At 73.7% G+C, this 16,200-nt stretch carries 15 protein-coding genes; 9 read left to right on the top strand and 6 right to left on the bottom strand.

All coding sequences use genetic code 11. The annotated features are described in order from the left end of the window. Positions 1–9: 9 nt before the first annotated feature. From ASD48_RS07310 to ASD48_RS07300, 3 genes are read right to left on the bottom strand one after another with little or no spacing between them, the layout of a single operon-like run. Positions 10–546, bottom strand: a complete 537-nt coding sequence (locus tag ASD48_RS07310) for a roadblock/LC7 domain-containing protein (RefSeq protein WP_057600546.1) — start codon at positions 544–546, stop codon at positions 10–12. 34 nt (positions 547–580) lie between these two features. Further along, positions 581–1,498: a hypothetical protein gene (locus tag ASD48_RS07305; protein ID WP_057600545.1), complete on the bottom strand. Its 918-nt coding sequence runs from the start codon at positions 1,496–1,498 to the stop codon at positions 581–583. Beyond that, positions 1,495–1,920, bottom strand: a complete 426-nt coding sequence (locus tag ASD48_RS07300; protein WP_057600544.1) for a hypothetical protein — start codon at positions 1,918–1,920, stop codon at positions 1,495–1,497. Before ASD48_RS07300 ends, ASD48_RS07305 begins: the two co-directional genes overlap by 4 nt. Positions 1,921–2,312: 392 nt before the next feature. Between ASD48_RS07300 and hutU the strand changes: the two genes are divergently transcribed. From hutU to hutI, 4 genes are read left to right on the top strand one after another with little or no spacing between them, the layout of a single operon-like run. Further along, on the top strand, positions 2,313–3,977 hold the full coding sequence (hutU, locus tag ASD48_RS07295; RefSeq protein WP_057600543.1) for a urocanate hydratase: 1,665 nt from the start codon (positions 2,313–2,315) through the stop codon (positions 3,975–3,977). Further along, on the top strand, positions 3,974–5,191 hold the full coding sequence (locus ASD48_RS07290; protein WP_057600542.1) for an allantoate amidohydrolase: 1,218 nt from the start codon (positions 3,974–3,976) through the stop codon (positions 5,189–5,191). The genes hutU and ASD48_RS07290 overlap by 4 nt, the downstream gene beginning before the upstream one ends. Further along, a complete protein-coding gene (locus ASD48_RS07285; RefSeq protein ID WP_057600541.1) occupies positions 5,188–6,537 on the top strand; it encodes a formimidoylglutamate deiminase in 1,350 nt (449 codons plus the stop codon). Before ASD48_RS07290 ends, ASD48_RS07285 begins: the two co-directional genes overlap by 4 nt. A gap of 38 nt (positions 6,538–6,575) precedes the next feature. Then, positions 6,576–7,772 carry an imidazolonepropionase gene (gene hutI, locus ASD48_RS07280; protein ID WP_057600540.1) on the top strand — a complete coding sequence of 399 codons (1,197 nt, stop codon included), beginning with the start codon at positions 6,576–6,578 and terminating at the stop codon, positions 7,770–7,772. On the opposite strand, the gene ASD48_RS07275 is transcribed toward hutI, so the two are convergent. The 3 genes from ASD48_RS07275 to ASD48_RS07265 form a co-directional block, all read right to left on the bottom strand. Then, positions 7,712–8,770, bottom strand: coding sequence for a DMT family transporter (locus tag ASD48_RS07275; protein WP_057600539.1), 1,059 nt, complete (start codon positions 8,768–8,770; stop codon positions 7,712–7,714). The two genes, hutI and ASD48_RS07275, sit on opposite strands and share 61 nt — an antisense overlap. 164 nt (positions 8,771–8,934) lie before the next feature. After that, entirely contained in the window at positions 8,935–10,512 is a 1,578-nt protein-coding gene (locus ASD48_RS07270; protein WP_079073644.1) for an RICIN domain-containing protein, read from the bottom strand. Positions 10,513–10,743: 231 nt separating this feature from the next. Beyond that, positions 10,744–11,679, bottom strand: coding sequence for an RNA polymerase sigma factor SigF (locus ASD48_RS07265; RefSeq protein WP_079073643.1), 936 nt, complete (start codon positions 11,677–11,679; stop codon positions 10,744–10,746). Positions 11,680–11,918: 239 nt separating this feature from the next. On the opposite strand from ASD48_RS07265, the gene ASD48_RS07260 reads away from it, so the two are divergent. From ASD48_RS07260 to ASD48_RS07240, 5 genes are all read left to right on the top strand, one after another. Continuing rightward, positions 11,919–12,314 carry an STAS domain-containing protein gene (locus ASD48_RS07260; protein WP_057600538.1) on the top strand — a complete coding sequence of 132 codons (396 nt, stop codon included), beginning with the start codon at positions 11,919–11,921 and terminating at the stop codon, positions 12,312–12,314. A 202-nt stretch (positions 12,315–12,516) separates the two neighbouring features. After that, positions 12,517–13,065, top strand: a complete 549-nt coding sequence (locus ASD48_RS07255; protein ID WP_057600537.1) for an ATP-binding protein — start codon at positions 12,517–12,519, stop codon at positions 13,063–13,065. Positions 13,066–13,464: 399 nt separating this feature from the next. Further along, positions 13,465–14,202 (top strand): LPXTG cell wall anchor domain-containing protein, encoded by a 738-nt coding sequence (locus ASD48_RS07250; protein WP_057600536.1) that lies wholly within the window; start codon positions 13,465–13,467, stop codon positions 14,200–14,202. A 30-nt stretch (positions 14,203–14,232) separates the two neighbouring features. After that, positions 14,233–15,069 carry a hypothetical protein gene (locus tag ASD48_RS07245; RefSeq protein WP_057600535.1) on the top strand — a complete coding sequence of 279 codons (837 nt, stop codon included), beginning with the start codon at positions 14,233–14,235 and terminating at the stop codon, positions 15,067–15,069. Further along, entirely contained in the window at positions 15,066–16,184 is a 1,119-nt protein-coding gene (locus tag ASD48_RS07240) for a hypothetical protein (protein WP_057600534.1), read from the top strand. Before ASD48_RS07245 ends, ASD48_RS07240 begins: the two co-directional genes overlap by 4 nt. Positions 16,185–16,200 lie beyond the last annotated feature (16 nt).

Genomic DNA, 16,200 nt, shown 5'->3' with positions numbered 1-16,200 from the left:
GGTTCCTTCTCAACTTTCCGTGGTGGTGCGCGCGTTGGTCGTCGCCGATCCGCGCGCCGATCTGGTCCGTACGATGGGTGGCTTGGCGGGCGTCCGGACGGGCGCCTTAGCGGGGGTCTTCGCCGGCGCCCTGGCCGGCGGTGTCGCGGCGGCCTGCGCCTCCCGCGCCTTCGCCTCCCACGCGTCGACGAGCTCTCCGATGCGGGCCCCGGCCCGGCGGCCCTCCAGATGCAGCCGGCCGACGTTGACGCGGTCCTGCGCGAGCAGGGTCAGTACGGCGCTCTCGCCGGCCGCGTAGGTCGCGACGTAGCCGTAGACCCCGCGCACGAGCAGCTCGCGGAAGTCGCCCTGGCCGGTCGTGTCCGCCATCCGCACCGCGACGCCGAGGGCGGCGGCGGTCAGGGCGGCCACCACCTCCGGCTCCACGCCGGGCGTGTCGTGGGCGAGGACGAGACCGTCCACGCCGGCGGTCAGGGCGCCGGTCAGCTGGGGCACCCGGGCCCGCAGCCGCCGGAGTTCGTCGAGTATCTCTGGCTCGGACACCATCAGCTCGCTCCTCTCGGCGCGCGGTCGCTGCCGTTCAAAGGGCCTCCAGCGCATCCCTGAGCCTCTTCAGCAAGGTGATGTCGGGGTCGTTGACACGGGGCAGGGTGATGCCCGGTGGCGGGGCGGGGGCGGGGGCGACGGGACTCGCGACGGGACCCGCGGCCGGCCCGCCGTGGAGCGGGTGCGCGGCCGGCGGCGGGCGGTGCTGCCGGGGCGGCGGGAAGAGGGCGGTCAGCAGCCCCGCCGCCGCCAGCCGCCGGACGTCCACCAGGGTGTGGAAGGCCTGCCGGCCCAGCTCCCGGGCTATGTCCGACGCGGTCCGTACGCCGTCCACCGAGGCCAGTACCGCGCTCTGCCGGGCGGTCGGCGCGGGCGCCGCGACCGTCTCGGCCCGCCGCAGCGGCGCCCCGTCGGTCAACGGGTCCGGCCACAGCCGGTGCAGCAGCTCACGCCGGCGCAGCGTCTCGCGCTCGACCGCCGCGACCGGGACCGGCCGGAGCGCGCCCAGCCAGTGCCCGGCGCCGTACCGGAAGCGGCCGGGGGTGCTGCTGGGGGTGAGCGCGAAGTACGCCGCGTCGAAGAGCGCCTCCAGATGGCACAGTTCCAGCGCGCCGCGCGGGACGCGGCCGGCGTCGAGCAGCAGCCGGGCGACGCCGTACTCCTCGTCGGCCCGGTCGACCGCGTCCTGCCAGACGGCGGGGGCGAGGGTGCCGTGGGCCAGGAGGAGCACGTCGAGGCCCGGGGCGAGGGGGCTCTCGGCGTGCACCACACGGCCCTCGGCGAGGTAGAGCGAACCGCGCTCGCGCTCCAGGACGCCGGTCGCCCGTTCGGCCGCGAGCCGGGTCAGCATCGGCGACAGTCCGCTGCCGCGCTCCCGGGCCGCCGTCTTCTCCCGCACGGGCAGCCGGGGCGGCGGGGTCGTCCCCTGCGGGGTCGTTCTCACCGCGGTCACCCCAGCACCAGCCGTCCGGCCATCTCGCCCAGCCGGATCCGGGCCAGCGCGAGGTTGCCGTCCGGCCGGGCCAGCCACACGTGCAGGAACACGCTGCTGTCGAAGGACGTCGGTACGAAGCGGAGCACGTGGTAGCTGTCCCGGTTGCTGATGATCAGGTCCTCGACCGGGGGATCGGCGAGCCCGCCCCCGCCCTCGCCCCCCTGGCCGTCGGAGCCGTCGTGGCCGTCGGGTGCGAACGCCCGCTGCTCGGCCGTGAGCCGGGCCACCTCGGCCGCCTCGGCGGCCGCCGCCTCGTGGTCGCCGCCGGGGAACTCCCCGACCGCGCCCAGGGCCAGCCCGCTGGTCCAGTCGACCAGCGCGGCACCGCGGGCACCGGGCAGCCGCATGGCCTCCAGGAGACACTCGTCGATTCCGGGCACCGTTGGGCTCCCCTCCTGCCTTCGGTTCGGCTGAGTGATGAAGAAGCTACGCAACGTAGGCGCCGAGGGGTGAGTCTTCTGGCATTTTCCAGCGGAACATGCGGCGAGGCGGCTAACGTGGGTCGACTGACCCCGTTTCGGGCCGAATCGGCGTCCCGTGCGCCCCTTCTCCACCGTTCAACACCGGCCCACCGGCGCGCGTCAACGGCGCGTATGCCCCTGCGGGGTGGTGAACGCGAAAACGCGCGCCCCTTCCTCTGTGACGGTCCACCCCCGCATGCCGTGACCCCGATGCCGCGGTCCGATGTATTGACTAGTCCTATTCATCAAGTCAGGATGTGAATAACAACAGCAACAACTGTCGGGATCACCCATCCGCAAGGAGGCAGACCATGTCAGGACCCCGCCCCGTACGAGCGCCACGCGGTACGGAACTGAGCGCCCTGGGATGGCAGCAGGAAGCCGCCCTGCGGATGCTCCAGAACAACCTCGACCCCGAGGTCGCCGAACACCCCGACAAGCTCGTCGTCTACGGCGGCACGGGCAAGGCGGCCCGTGACTGGCGCTCCTTCGACGCGATGGTCCGCACCCTCAGGACCCTCAAGCAGGACGAGACCATGCTCGTGCAGTCCGGCCGCCCGGTCGGCGTCATGCAGACCCACGAGTGGGCCCCGCGTGTCCTCATCGCCAACTCCAACCTCGTCGGCGACTGGGCCAACTGGGAGGAGTTCCGCCGGCTGGAGCAGCTGGGCCTGACCATGTACGGCCAGATGACCGCCGGTTCCTGGATCTACATCGGCACCCAGGGCATCCTCCAGGGCACCTACGAGACCTTCGCCGCCGTCGCCGCGAAGAAGTTCTCCGGCACCCTCGCCGGCACGATCACCCTCACCGCCGGCCTCGGCGGCATGGGCGGCGCCCAGCCGCTCGCCGTCACGATGAACGACGGCGTGGCGATCTGTATCGACTGCGACCCGCGCGCCATCGAGCGCCGCATCGAGCACCGCTACCTGGACGTGAGGGCCGACAGCCTGGACCACGCGCTCCGGCTGGCCGTCGAGGCCCGCGACCAGCGCAAGCCGCTCTCCATCGGCCTCCTCGGCAACGCCGCCGAACTCGTCCCGCAGCTGCTCGCGGCGGGCGCCCCCATCGACATCGTCACCGACCAGACCTCCGCCCACGACCCGCTCGCCTACCTGCCGACCGGGATCGCCTTCGAGGACATGGCCGACGCCGCCGAGAAGGACCCGGCCGGCTTCACCACCCGGGCCCGCGAGTCGATGGCGAAGCACGTCGAGGCCATGGTCGGCTTCATGGACGCAGGCGCCGAGGTCTTCGACTACGGCAACTCCATCCGTGGCGAGGCCCAACTCGCCGGTTACGACCGCGCGTTCGCCTTCCCCGGCTTCGTCCCCGCCTACATCCGCCCGCTGTTCTGCGAGGGCAAGGGCCCCTTCCGCTGGGCGGCGCTCTCCGGTGACCCGGCCGACATCGCCAAGACCGACAGGGCGATGCTCGACCTCTTCCCGGAGAACGAGTCCCTGGCCCGCTGGATCAAGCTGGCCGGTGAGCGCGTCCACTTCCAGGGCCTGCCCGCCCGGATCTGCTGGCTCGGCTACGGCGAGCGCGACAAGGCCGGTGAGCGCTTCAACGACATGGTGGCGTCGGGCGAGCTGGCGGCCCCGCTGGCCATCGGCCGCGACCACCTCGACTGCGGTTCCGTCGCCTCCCCGTACCGCGAGACCGAGGCGATGCTCGACGGCTCCGACGCGATCGCCGACTGGCCCCTGCTGAACGCCATGGTCAACGTGGCGTCCGGGGCGTCCTGGGTGTCGATCCACCACGGCGGCGGCGTCGGCATGGGCCGCTCCATCCACGCCGGCCAGGTCTCCGTGGCGGACGGCACCAAGCTCGCCGGCGAGAAGATCCGCCGTGTCCTCACCAACGACCCCGGCATGGGCGTCATCCGGCACGTGGACGCCGGATACGACATCGCGGAATCGGTCGCGGACGAGCGGGGCGTGCGGGTGCCCATGCGTGAAGGTGACGACGCGTGACCTTCCACAGCATGTGGGCGGAGCTGCTGCCGGTCGGCCGCAGCTCCGCCTCCGGCGGCTACCGCCGCTACGCCTGGACCGCAGCCGACACCGACTGCCGGGAGTGGTTCAGGGAACAGGCCGGGACACGGGGCCTGACGTACGAGGTCGACCGCAACGGCAACCAGTGGGCGTGGCTCGGGGACCCGGCGGCCGGCGACGCGGTCGTCACCGGCTCGCATCTCGACTCGGTGCCGGACGGCGGCGCCTTCGACGGGCCACTGGGCGTGGTGTCCTCCTTCGCCGCGCTCGACGAACTCCGCGCGCGGGGCGTCACGTTCACCAAGCCGCTCGCCCTCGTCAACTTCGGTGACGAGGAGGGCGCCCGCTTCGGGCTCGCCTGTGTCGGCTCCCGGCTCACCGCGGGCCGGCTCACCCTGGAGCAGGCCCACCAGCTCACCGACGGCGACGGGATCACCCTCCCGCAGGCCATGGCGGCCGCCGGCCACGACCCCGACGCCATCGGCGCGGACCCGGAGCGGCTCGCCCGGATCGGCGCCTTCGTGGAGCTGCACGTCGAGCAGGGGCGCGCCCTCGACCTGAGCGGCGACCGGGTCGGCCTGGCCAGTGCCATCTGGCCGCACGGACGCTGGCGGTTCGACTTCCGGGGCGAGGCCAACCACGCCGGCACCACCCGCCTCGTGGACCGGCGCGACCCCATGCTGCCGTACGCCGAGACCGTGCTGGCCGCCCGCCGCGAGGCCCGGCTCGCGGGCGCCGTCGCCACGTTCGGCAAGATCTCCGTCGAGCCGAACGGCGTCAACGCCATCCCCTCCCTGGTGCGCGGCTGGCTCGACTCCCGCGCCGCCGACCAGGACGCGCTCGACACCGTGGTCGGCGGTGTGGAGAAGGCCGCCCGCGAGTACGCCGAGGCCCACGGCATCGACCTGGACGTCGTCCGCGAGTCGTTCACGCCCGTCGTCGAGTTCGACCACGCCCTGCGCGACGAACTCGCCCGCATCCTCGGCAGCGACACGGACCTCAAGGTCCCGGTCCTGGGCACCGGCGCCGGACACGACGCCGGAATCCTCTCCGGGACCATCCCGACCGCCATGCTGTTCGTGCGCAACCCCACGGGCGTCTCGCACTCCCCGGCCGAGTTCGCCGCCGAGGACGACTGCGTGGCCGGGGTGCACGCCCTCGCCGACGTACTGGAAGGACTGGCCTGCCGGTGACCCCCACGCAGCGGACACGGACGTACTGGCTGGAGCACGCCTGGCTCGACCCGAACGTCGAGCCGGGCGTCGCCCTGGAGGTGACGGACGGCCGCATCTCCGCCGTCCGGACGGGCGTCGACACCCCGCCGCCCGGCGCCGAGATCCTGCGCGGCCTCACCCTCCCCGGCCTGGCGAACGCCCACAGCCACGCCTTCCACCGTGCCCTGCGCGGCACCGTCCAGGTCGGCTCCGGCACCTTCTGGACCTGGCGCGAGGTCATGTACTCCGTCGCCGACCGGCTCACCCCGGACACCTATCACCAGCTGGCCCGTGCCGTGTACGCCGAGATGGCGCTGGCCGGCATCACGGCCGTCGGCGAGTTCCACTACCTGCACCACGCGCCCGGCGGCACCCCCTACGCCGACCCCAACGCCATGGGCGAGGCCCTGATCGAGGCCGCCGCGGAAGCCGGTGTCCGCATCACCCTCCTCGACACCGCCTATCTGTCCGCCGGCTTCGGACAGCCCCCCAACGCCCACCAGCTCCGCTTCTCCGACGGCGACGCGGACGCCTGGGCCGAACGCTGTTCACTTCTCAAGGAACGGGATCACGCGAGGATCGGCGCGGCCATCCACTCCGTACGGGCCGTGCCCGCCGGGCAACTGGCGACGGTGGCGCGCTGGGCCGAGGAGCGCCGGGCGCCGCTGCATGTGCACCTGTCGGAGCAGACCGCCGAGAACGACGCCTGCCGCGCGGCCCACGGCCGGACGCCCACCCAACTGCTCGCCGAGCACGGTGTCCTCGGACCGCGCACCACCGGCGTCCACAACACCCATCTCACCGACGCGGACATCGCCCTCCTCGGCCGCTCCGCCACCGGCACCTGCATGTGCCCGACGACCGAACGGGACCTCGCCGACGGCATCGGCCCGGCCGTCGCCCTCCAGGCCGCGGGCTCACCGCTCTCCCTCGGCTCCGACAGCCACGCCGTCATCGACCTGCTCGAAGAGGCCCGCGCGATGGAGCTGAACGAGCGGCTGCGCACCCGCACCCGGGGTCACTGGACGGCCGCCGCCCTGCTGCGCGCCGCCTCCGCCGACGGCCACGCGGCCCTCGGCAACCCGGACGCGGGCACCCTGGAGACCGGCGCGGCCGCCGACTTCACGACCCTCGCGCTCGACTCGGTCAGGACGGCCGGCCCGGTGCCCAGGCTCGGCGCCGAGACGGCCGTATTCGCGGCGACCGCGGCGGACGTACGGCATACGGTCGTCGCCGGGCGTCACGTCGTACGCGACGGGGCGCACACGCTCGTACCGGATGTGCCGCAGGCCCTCGCGCGGGCCGTGGCAGCCCTGCACGCCTAGCGACCACCACCGGCTCCCGCCCCCACGAGGACACGACGATGAGCAGCAGCACCGGCACGACCGGCACGACCACCGTCATCACGAACATCGCCACGCTGGTCACCAACGACCCCTCCCTCGGCGACACTTCCCCGCTCGGTCTGGTCCGGGACGCGGCCGTCGTCATCGAGGGCGACCGCGTCGTGTGGACCGGTGAATCAAGCAAAGCACCGGCCACTGACAACCGGGTCGACGCCGGCGGCCGGGCGGTCCTCCCGGGCTTCGTCGACTCCCACTCCCACCTGGTCTTCGCGGGCGACCGCACCGAGGAGTTCAACGCCCGGATGTCGGGCCGCGGTTACACGGCGGGCGGCATCCGCACGACGGTGGCGGCCACCCGGGCGGCCACCGACGGGGAACTGGAGGCGAACCTCACCCGTTTCCTCTCCGAGGCACTCCGCCAGGGCACCACCACGTTCGAGACCAAGTCGGGCTACGGCCTGACGGTCGCCGACGAGGCCCGCGCCCTGCGCCTCGCCGCCGCCCACACCGACGAGGTCACCTACCTCGGCGCCCACATCGTCTCCCCCGACTACGCCGACGACCCGGCCGGTTACGTGGCCCTGGTCACCGGCGAGATGCTCGACGCCTGCGCCCCGCACGCCCGCTGGATCGACGTCTTCTGCGAGAAGGGCGCCTTCGACGGCGACCAGGCCCGCGCGATCCTCACCGCGGGCAGGGCGAAGGGACTGCACCCCCGCATCCACGCCAACCAGCTCTCCCACGGGCCCGGCGTGCAGCTGGCGGTCGAGCTGGACGCGGCCAGCGCCGACCACTGCACCCACCTCACGGACGCGGACGTGGACGCCCTCGCGAGCGGCGACACCGTCGCCACGCTGCTGCCCGGCGCCGAGTTCTCCACCCGGGCCGCGTGGCCGGACGCGCGCCGCCTGCTGGACGCGGGCGTCACCGTCGCCCTCTCCACGGACTGCAACCCCGGCTCTTCCTTCACCTCGTCGGTGCCGTTCTGCATCGCGCTCGCGGTGCGGGACATGGGGATGACACCCGACGAGGCGGTGTGGTCGGCGACCGCGGGCGGCGCCGCGGCCCTGCGCCGCACGGACGTGGGACGCGTGACCCCCGGCGCCCGTGCCGACCTGACCCTCCTGGACGCCCCGAGCCACGTCCACCTGGCCTACCGGCCCGGCGTGCCGCTCGTCTCGGGGGTGTGGCGGCGCGGCGTACGGGTCGTCTGAGCCGGCTCCGGCCCCTTGTCCCGGTCCGCCACCGTCCGACCCCATCCGGTGCCGAGGAGCACGAGCACCGCGCCCACGAAGCCGAGCCATCCCGGCCGGTCCCCGGCCAGCGCGATGCCCACGGCCGCCGCCCACACCGGCTCGGTGCCCAGCAGGAGGCTGACCCGGGACGGCGAGGTGCGGCGGACCGCCCACATCTGGACGAAGAACGCGAACAGCGTGCAGAACACCGAGAGGTAGACCAGCCCCAGCCAGTCGCCGCCGTCGAAGTCCGCCGCGGCCGCCCACGGCGGGGCGCCCGCCCCCGGCAGCGCCACCAGCACCGCGAACACGGCCACCGCGGAGCCCAGTTGGACCGTCGTCAGCGAGAGCGCGTCGGCACCGCGTACCGAGTCCATGCGCGCCATGGCCAGCACGTGCACGGTACGGGCGACGGCGGCGCCCAGCATCAGCAGGTCGCCGCCGGACGGTGCGGTGAACCCGGCGCCCTGGGTCAGGAGCGCCACGCCGAGCACCGAGAGCCCCGCCGCCGCCATGAACGCCCCCGGCAGCCGCACCCCGCGCATCCGGCTCTCCGCGAGCGGCGTGAACACCATGGTCAGGCTGATGATCAGCCCGGCGTTGGTCGCGGAGGTGTGGACGACGCCGTAGGTCTCCAGCAGGAAGATCCCGGCCAGGATCAGCCCCAGCACCCCGGCCCCGCGCCACTGCGGCCCGCTCAGCGCGCGCAGCCGCCGCCACCCCACGACCACCAGCACCGGCAGCACCACGGCGAACCGCAGCACCAGAACGGCCGGCACGGTGTCCGCCGTGGTGACGCCCTTGGCGGCGAGATAGCTGGAACCCCAGACGACGGCGACGAGCAGAACGGGAAGATCGGCGAGCCGCCCGAGCGCGGAGGGACCGGCGGCCGGGGTGGGCGAGACAGAGGCTGGTGAGGCAGGGGCCGGTGAGGCAGGGGCCGGTGAGGCAGGGGTGGAAGCAGGGGAGTCGGGCATGGGGCTCCTCATGAGCAGATGACGCGGCTGGCCCAGCGGCTCTGCTGGTCAGAGGGCTGGGCCAGAGTAGTCACCGACGGGAATCCGGCCAGGGGGTTTTCAGCATGAGGACACCCGGCGCCGCGTACACCCGCAGACCCGGCGGCGGGCACCGCGTCCGGCGCTCAGGCCGCCCCGGCCCGCCACAACTGGTCCGCGTCCTCGTCCAGCGGTTCCAGCGACACCCCGCCGCCCGCGTCCGCCGTCAGCGCCGTCAGGATCGCGATCGCCGGGCGGACGGTCCCGTCGCCGTCCACGGTGAACCGCAGGTTCGCCCCGTGATCGCCGTCCACGGAGGCGCACTCCCACACCCCCACGCCCTTCTCCACCGACCCCCTGCTGTCCAGACAGAAGTCCTGGTCGGCGTAGGACTGGAGCACCCCGCGCGCCGCGTCCACCCGCCACCGCTGGCTGGCCGAGCCGGAACACGGGACGGTCACCACGTCCGTGCCGTTGTCGAAGTCGCCCGCCACCTCCAGGCAGCGTCCGCTGTCCACGTTCACGACCTGGGCGAACGTCCCACCGGGGGCGCGGGCCGGTGACGGGGTGGGCTTCGGCTTCGGCGGGGCGCTGGTGCGGGAGGGGGACGGACGCGGCGTCGAGGACGGCGACGGGGAGGCGGCGGAGGAGACGGGCGGCGCGGAGACCGTTGCCGTCACGGTCACCGGCGGTACCGTCGACGGCCCGGTGACGACGGCTCCCGCCGCGTCCTGCGCGTCCCCCGAGTCTCCCGAGGTCAGCAGCAGAGCCACCGCCAGCGGCACCACCGCCACCCCCAGCGCGGCCGAGGCCAGCGCCATCCGCCGCGACGGCCGTCTCGCGGCCGTCGGTCTCCGGCCGCCGGACGGCTGCCGGTCGTCCCTCACGTACGCCGAGCCGCCCCACACCAGCAGCCCCTCCGCCAGCGCCCCGCGAGGATCGTCGCGCAGCGCGCACTGCTCCTCGTAGGCGGTCGCGCAGTGCGGACAGTGCGCCCTGTGGGCTTCGAGGTCGGCGCTGTGCCGCGGGGCGTCCGGCCGTACGGACTGCTCGATCAGCCGGCGGAAGTCCCCGCAGCGCGGGTCGTCGGAGGCGGCGAGCCGGTGCCGCAGGCAGGCCTGGGCCAGGAGGTGGAGGGCGGGGCCCGTGCCGTACGTGACGTCCTCGGGGGTCAGGCCGAGCAGCAGGGCCGTCCGTTCGGCGGGCTCGCGTTCCACGACGCCGTACCAGACCAGTCCCTGCGTACGGGAGGGCAGCGAACGGAACGCGGTGAGCAGCGGCGGCACCGGGCCGCCGGGGGCCGCCGTGTTGAGGACGAGCAGCAGCCCCGCATCCAGGCCGCCGGCCCGGTCGTCGAGGGCCCAATCGGTGGCCACCTGCCCGGACAGCAGCAGGAGGCGGTGGCGCCAGGACCCGCCGGGGTCGTTGCCACGGGCGGTCTCCCGGGCGGCGAGGGTGAACGCCTCGGCCGCGAGGCGCCGCGCCGCGGCTTCGCCGGTCGTGCAGCGGCGGGCGTAGGCCAGCACCGCGGGATGGTGCCGGGCGCGGAGTGCGCGCAGCGCCGGGTACGCGGCGGCGGGGGCGGCGCGGAGCCGGTCGGTGAGGTACGCGTCCGAGGCGTCGGCGCTCAGGTCGCCGCCACCGCGACCGCCGCCGTGACCGCCGCCGACACCGTAGTCGTCACCGTCACCGTTCGCGTCGCCGTCCACGTCGGCACGGGCCATGGGGGTCGCCTCCTCGCCGGATGCGCAGCGCGCCCGGCTGCTGACGTACCGGTCAGTCTGTGGTGGAGGTGACCCTAGTGGCCCAAGGGGTCCCGTGGGGAGGTTTCCGGCGGTAACGCGAGAGGGCGCGAGCGAGGGCGCGGGAGTGGGCCGAGGTGAGGGGCCGGGGTGACACCGGCGTCCGTGCCCGGGAGAGCACCCGGACACGGACGGGACGGGTCACCCATCGACTCACTCCTCGACCGTCAGCCCCTTCCGCAGCCGCACCAGGGTCCGCGACAGCAGCCGCGACACGTGCATCTGCGAGATGCCGAGCTCCTCGCCGATCTCCGACTGGGTCAGGCCGGCGACGAAGCGCAGGGAGAGGATCTGCCGGTCACGGGACGGAAGCTCCGCGATCAGCGGCTTCAGCGACTCCACGTACTCGATGCCTTCGAGTCCGTGGTCCTCGTAGCCGATGCGGTCGGCCAGGGCGCCTTCGGAGTCGTCCTCCTCCGGCTGCGCGTCCAGCGACGAGGCCGTGTACGCGTTGGACGCGGCCATGCCCTCGACGACCTCCTCGTTGGAGATGCCGAGACGCTCGGCCAGCTCCACGACGGTGGGCGCCCGGTCGAGCTTCTGGGCCAGTTCGTCGCCCGCCTTGGCCAGGTCGAGCCGGAGCTCCTGGAGGCGGCGCGGGACGCGCACCGACCACGACGTGTCGCGGAAGAAGCGCTTGATCTCGCCGATGATGGTTGGCATCGCGAAGGTCGGGAACTCGACGCCGCGCGACAGCTCGAAGCGGTCGATCGCCTTGATCAGGCCGATGGTGCCGACCTGGATGATGTCCTCCATCGGCTCACTGCGGGAGCGGAACCGGGAGGCGGCGAACTTGACCAGCGCGAGGTTCAGTTCGACGAGGGTGTTGCGCACGTACGAGTACTCGTACGTGCCTTCTTCGAGAGACTCGAGCCGTGCGAACAGGGTCTTGGATAGAGCCCGTGCGTCGACGGCTCCGACCTCGTCGTACGGGGGGATCTCCGGAAGTCCGGCGAGGGCGTCGGTGGGGTCGACGTCCGGTGCCGCGTCCTGCGCGATGGGTTTCAGATGTTCTTGTTCCGGAGGGGGTGTCGACGTCGCTCCGCGGGTAGGCGGTGCGTCGAGCCGGGGTGACATGATGTCCTCCATCGTTCTCGGCGTATGGCTGCCGAAGCCAGTGAGTGCACTGCGGTGTGCGGCGCCTCCAAAGCCGGCCGTGTCGGTTACGTGCTTCTCCTAGCCCTACCCGCTTTACTTGCCCCGCCGCAAGTGCATTTTGTCCGAGTGTGTCCGTTTGTGTGCGATTGTTCGGGTGTTGAGGTGCGGGTCGAGGGCGTAGGGTGCGAGGGCGTCAGCAAGCAGTCAACGACCCCAGGAGAAGAGACGGCATGGACCGCGGGACGGTCGGCAGCGCACAGTCTGGCCGGCTTCTGGTCGAGGTGCGGCAAGAGGGCTCCAGCGCCGTGGTGACCCCGGCGGGTGAGTTGGATCACCACACCGCCGATCTGTTGCGTGAGCCACTCGAGGACTGCCTTTCCAAGGGCATCAGTCGCCTTGTGGTGGACTGCACCCGTTTGGAGTTCTGCGACTCCACCGGGCTCAACGTGCTGCTCGGCGCCCGCCTGAAGGCGGAGGCGGCCGGTGGCGGGGTCCATCTGGCGGGCATGCTGCCCGTGGTGGCGCGGGTCTTCGAGATCACCGGTGCGGACGCGGTGTTCACCGTGCACGCCACGGTCGAAGAGGCCCTGGGCGACGGGCACGACGGGCGTGACGAGGACGGCTGAGCTTCGCCGTCCGCCGGAAACGGGTGCGAACGGACGTGAACGGGGGGTGTTCCGGCGGTTCTCTCGGGCAGGAGACATCCTGAACCCGAACATGTCGGCGGCAATGCCGACGCGAACGCCGTCCGCCTACGTACAGACTTGCAGTGATCCGACTTGTGAATTGTGAACCGGTGAATCGGGGAATCGGTGAGGTGAAGCGCTGATGAGCACCACCCGGCCTTGTTCGCCGGGCGACCGCGGCCCGGAGCCCGGCGACGCTCCTGGGGCGTCCCAAGCGGGCGCACCGGCAGTCGAGGCGTCCCAGGGGGGCGCGGCGACCGTGGCGTCCAGGTCGCCGGGCGGCCGCCAGGTACGTCGGCTGAGCTTCGACGGCGCCAGCGGGGTCGTCCCGCTCGCCCGCGACTTCGCCCGCCAGGCGCTCTACGCGTGGGCCTGGCTGCCCGCGGCCACCGCCGACCAACGGGCCGCCGCGGAGGACGTGCTGCTCGTCGTCTCCGAGCTGGTCACCAACGCGTGCCTGCACGCCGAGGGGCCGGACGCCATGGTCCTCAGCTGTGACAACAAGGTGATCCGCGTCGAGGTCTCGGACCGCGGCACGGGCCAGCCGGCCCCCCGCACCCCGCACCGGGCCGGCCGCCCCGGCGGCCACGGCATGTTCATCGTCCAGCGTCTCTGCCTGGACTGGGGCGTCGTACGGACCCCGGACGTCGCAGGCAAGACGGTCTGGGCCGAACTGGGCGCCCCGGCCTGATCGCCCGAGGGTCCGGGAACCTTCCACCCCGGGCCCACGGAACCTTCCACCCCCTGGGGCCGACCTCCGGCCGACCGAACTCGTGCGCCGACTTCCGGCCGAGCAGGCTTGCCTTCGGCCGAGCGGTCCTCGGGGGCCATCTCCGGCCGAGCGGTCCTCGGGGGCCATCTCCGGTCGAGCGATCCTCGAGGGCTGCGCCCGGCCTGCCGGGCCCGGCTCCCGGGTCCGACGTTCGGCGGGGGTTTCGGGCGTCCTCTGGCGCACTGAACGCGCGCGCCGGATCGCCACAACTCCGGCACGTACCTTCTCTTCCCTCCTCATCGCCCCGGGCGTACCTTGACGGCTCAATCTGATGCCTCGTCAGTAAGGGCGGGGCGGTGGGAGTGAGGGGACGGGACCGTGTCGTACCGGAAGCGAACCGCCGCGCTCGCGACTGCCGCGGCCCTGGCCGGCTCGGCGGTGTGGATGGCCGCCCCCGCGGCCATGGCCGAGGTCGTGAACGTCAACTACGCCTGCAAGACGCCCATCGGCGACAAGAGCGCCGTGTCGCCCATCGACATCAAGGGCGTCAGGAGCGGCAGCGGCTACAAGATCACCATGTCCTGGCAGAAGGGCGTCTCCTCCAGCCCCGTCGAACTCGGCGCGGGTTCCATGAAGCCGAGCGCCACGATCAGACTGGGCGGCGCCGACACCGGCACCCTCGCGGTCACCGGCCCCGCCAACCAGGCCGCGATCCCCGAGAACACCCCCATCAAGATCAACGACCTGAGCGGCACCTACACCCCGAAGAAGACCGGAAAGGTCACCTTCACGGCCGGTGTGCTCACCATCAAGGCGCTCGGGACGACCACCACCTGCACGCCCACCAACAACGCCGGCCCCTCGCTGACCCTCGACGTGACCGCGTCGGGCGGCGCGGGCAACACGAGCGGCGGCAGCACGAGCGGCGGCAGCACGAGCGGTGGCAGCAGCGGCGGCGCCACGAGTGACGGCGGCTCCGGCGGCGGCCTCCCGCAGACCGGCCCCGAGGACTCCGCCATCGCCCTCGGCACCCTCGGCGGCACGGTGCTGCTCGCGGGCGCGGCCGGTGCCCTGTGGCTGACCCGGCGGGGCCGGACGGCACGCGTCCCCCGCTGACCGTCCCCCGTACGAGTGCTGGAGCCGCCGATGCCGTACGCCGCCGCCCGTGCCCTGCTGCTGACCCTGTCGTTGCCGCTGCTGCTCGCGGCCACCCCGGCCACCCCCGGCGGCTGGTCGGTCGCGCCCTCCGGTGGGGGACGGCCGTCCTTCTACGCGGAGGGCACGCCAGGGGCGGTCCTCCGGGACACGCTCTCCGTGACCAACAGGGGCACGCGGCCGCTCACCGTACGGCTGCGCGCCACCGGCGACGGGCTCCGCGTCGCCTTCGCCGAACCGGCCGTCGGTATCCCCGCCCGCACCCGCGCCGAGGTGCCCTTCACCGTGACGGTCCCGGCGGACGCGCCGCCCGGCGACCGCGTCGGCCGGCTCCTCGTACGGGACTCCACGGGCCGTGAGTCCGCCGTCCGGCTGCTGATCCGGGTCGACGGCCCGGAGCTGGCCGCGCTGACCGTCGAGCACGTGGCCGTCCGCGGCGACCGCATCACGTACGAGCTGGTCAACCGTGGCACCACGGCCGTCGTTCCGCGGCTCGCCGTGCACGCGGACGGTGTCCTCGGCGCCGTCCTGGACCGCGCCCCGCGCACCCTGCCCGTCCGGCTGCCCCCGGGCCGCCGTCTCACGCTCGACGAACCGTGGCCCGACCGTCCGGCCCTCGACGCCGTCACCGTCCGCCTCACGGTGACCGCGCCGGGCGCGGCGCGGGCCACCGGGCGGGCGTCGGCGCGGTTCGTGCCCTGGGGCGCGGCGGCTGCCACGGCGGCCGGCGTGCTGTCGGTCGCGGCGGCCGCGGTGGCCGTACGGCGACGCGGACGCCGGCGGGATGCGGCCACGGACGGGGCCGCGGCGACGGGAGCGCGGACATGAGGGGCAAGTCCCGGATCATGGCGCCGGTGCCGGCGCTGCTGCTGATGCTGCTCGCGCTCTCGCTGCCCTCGGCGGGCCCGGCCGCCGCCGCGGAGGGCAGGCCGGCCGTCACCCTCTCGACGGCGCAGGCGGGTACGGGCGGTTCGATCACCGTCAGCGGCACCGGCTGGCGGTCGCGCACGCTGCTGATGCTGCTGATCTGCGGGCGGGCGACACCGGCCCGGGGCGTGGTCGGCGGCACCAACTCCTGCGCCAACGCCGACGGCCGCGCCGTCACCACCGACGCCGACGGCCGTTTCAGCCGGGCGCTGCCGGTGACCGAGCCGCCGGTGCCGTGTCCCTGCGTGGTGCACGTGGCCACCGCGACCGGAGCGAAGGCGCAGGCCGACGCGGTGTTCCAGGTGGCCGGGCACCCCGTCGAACCGCTTCCCGCGCAGACGGCCGGCGGACGTCTGGCGGTGCTCAGCGACACCCGGCTCGACGGCTCGGGTTCCCTGTTGACCTGGTTCGGGGCGCCGCCCTCCCGCACGCTGACCTTCACCGTCGGCAACGTGGGCACCGCGGCCGTCGAGAACCCCGTCTTCCGCGTCGGCACCGCCCACGGGGTGTTCGCCCCGCAGTGGGACGAGCGGCAGTGGCACGGCACGCTCGGCCCCGGCGAGAAGGCCCGCGTCGAACTGCCCGTCGAACTCACCGCCGGTGCCCACGGCGACTACACCGTCTCCCTCGAGTACGGCGGGAAGGTCCTCGCCGAACAGCCGTGGGGGGTGGGCCGTCCCTGGGGCGTGACCCTGTTCTGGATCCTGCTCTGCCTGGTGGTGCCGGCGGCGGTCTTCCGCATCGGGATGGCGGTGGTGGACCGGGTACGCCCGCGCCCCGCCGTCCGACGGTCCCCGCCCGCCCCCGGGCACGGGCGCAGCGCCCCCGGGCGGGGACGCGGACGCGGCACGGCGGTCGCGCCCCCGAGGCCCGGGCCCCCCACCCCGAACACGACCCTGCCGTGGTTCACCCCGGACACCGGTCCGGGCCCGGCGGGCCGGCTCTCCGCACCGCACGAAGACCATCCGACGAGTCCCACGACTCCCACGACTCCCGGCAGGAAGGGATCCACGTGAGTGAGAGAGCCGTATC

The organism is Streptomyces sp. Root1310 (genome assembly GCF_001426425.1).
Classification (GTDB): Bacteria; Actinomycetota; Actinomycetes; order Streptomycetales; family Streptomycetaceae; genus Streptomyces.
This window is presented reverse-complemented; position numbering and strand designations above follow the sequence as displayed.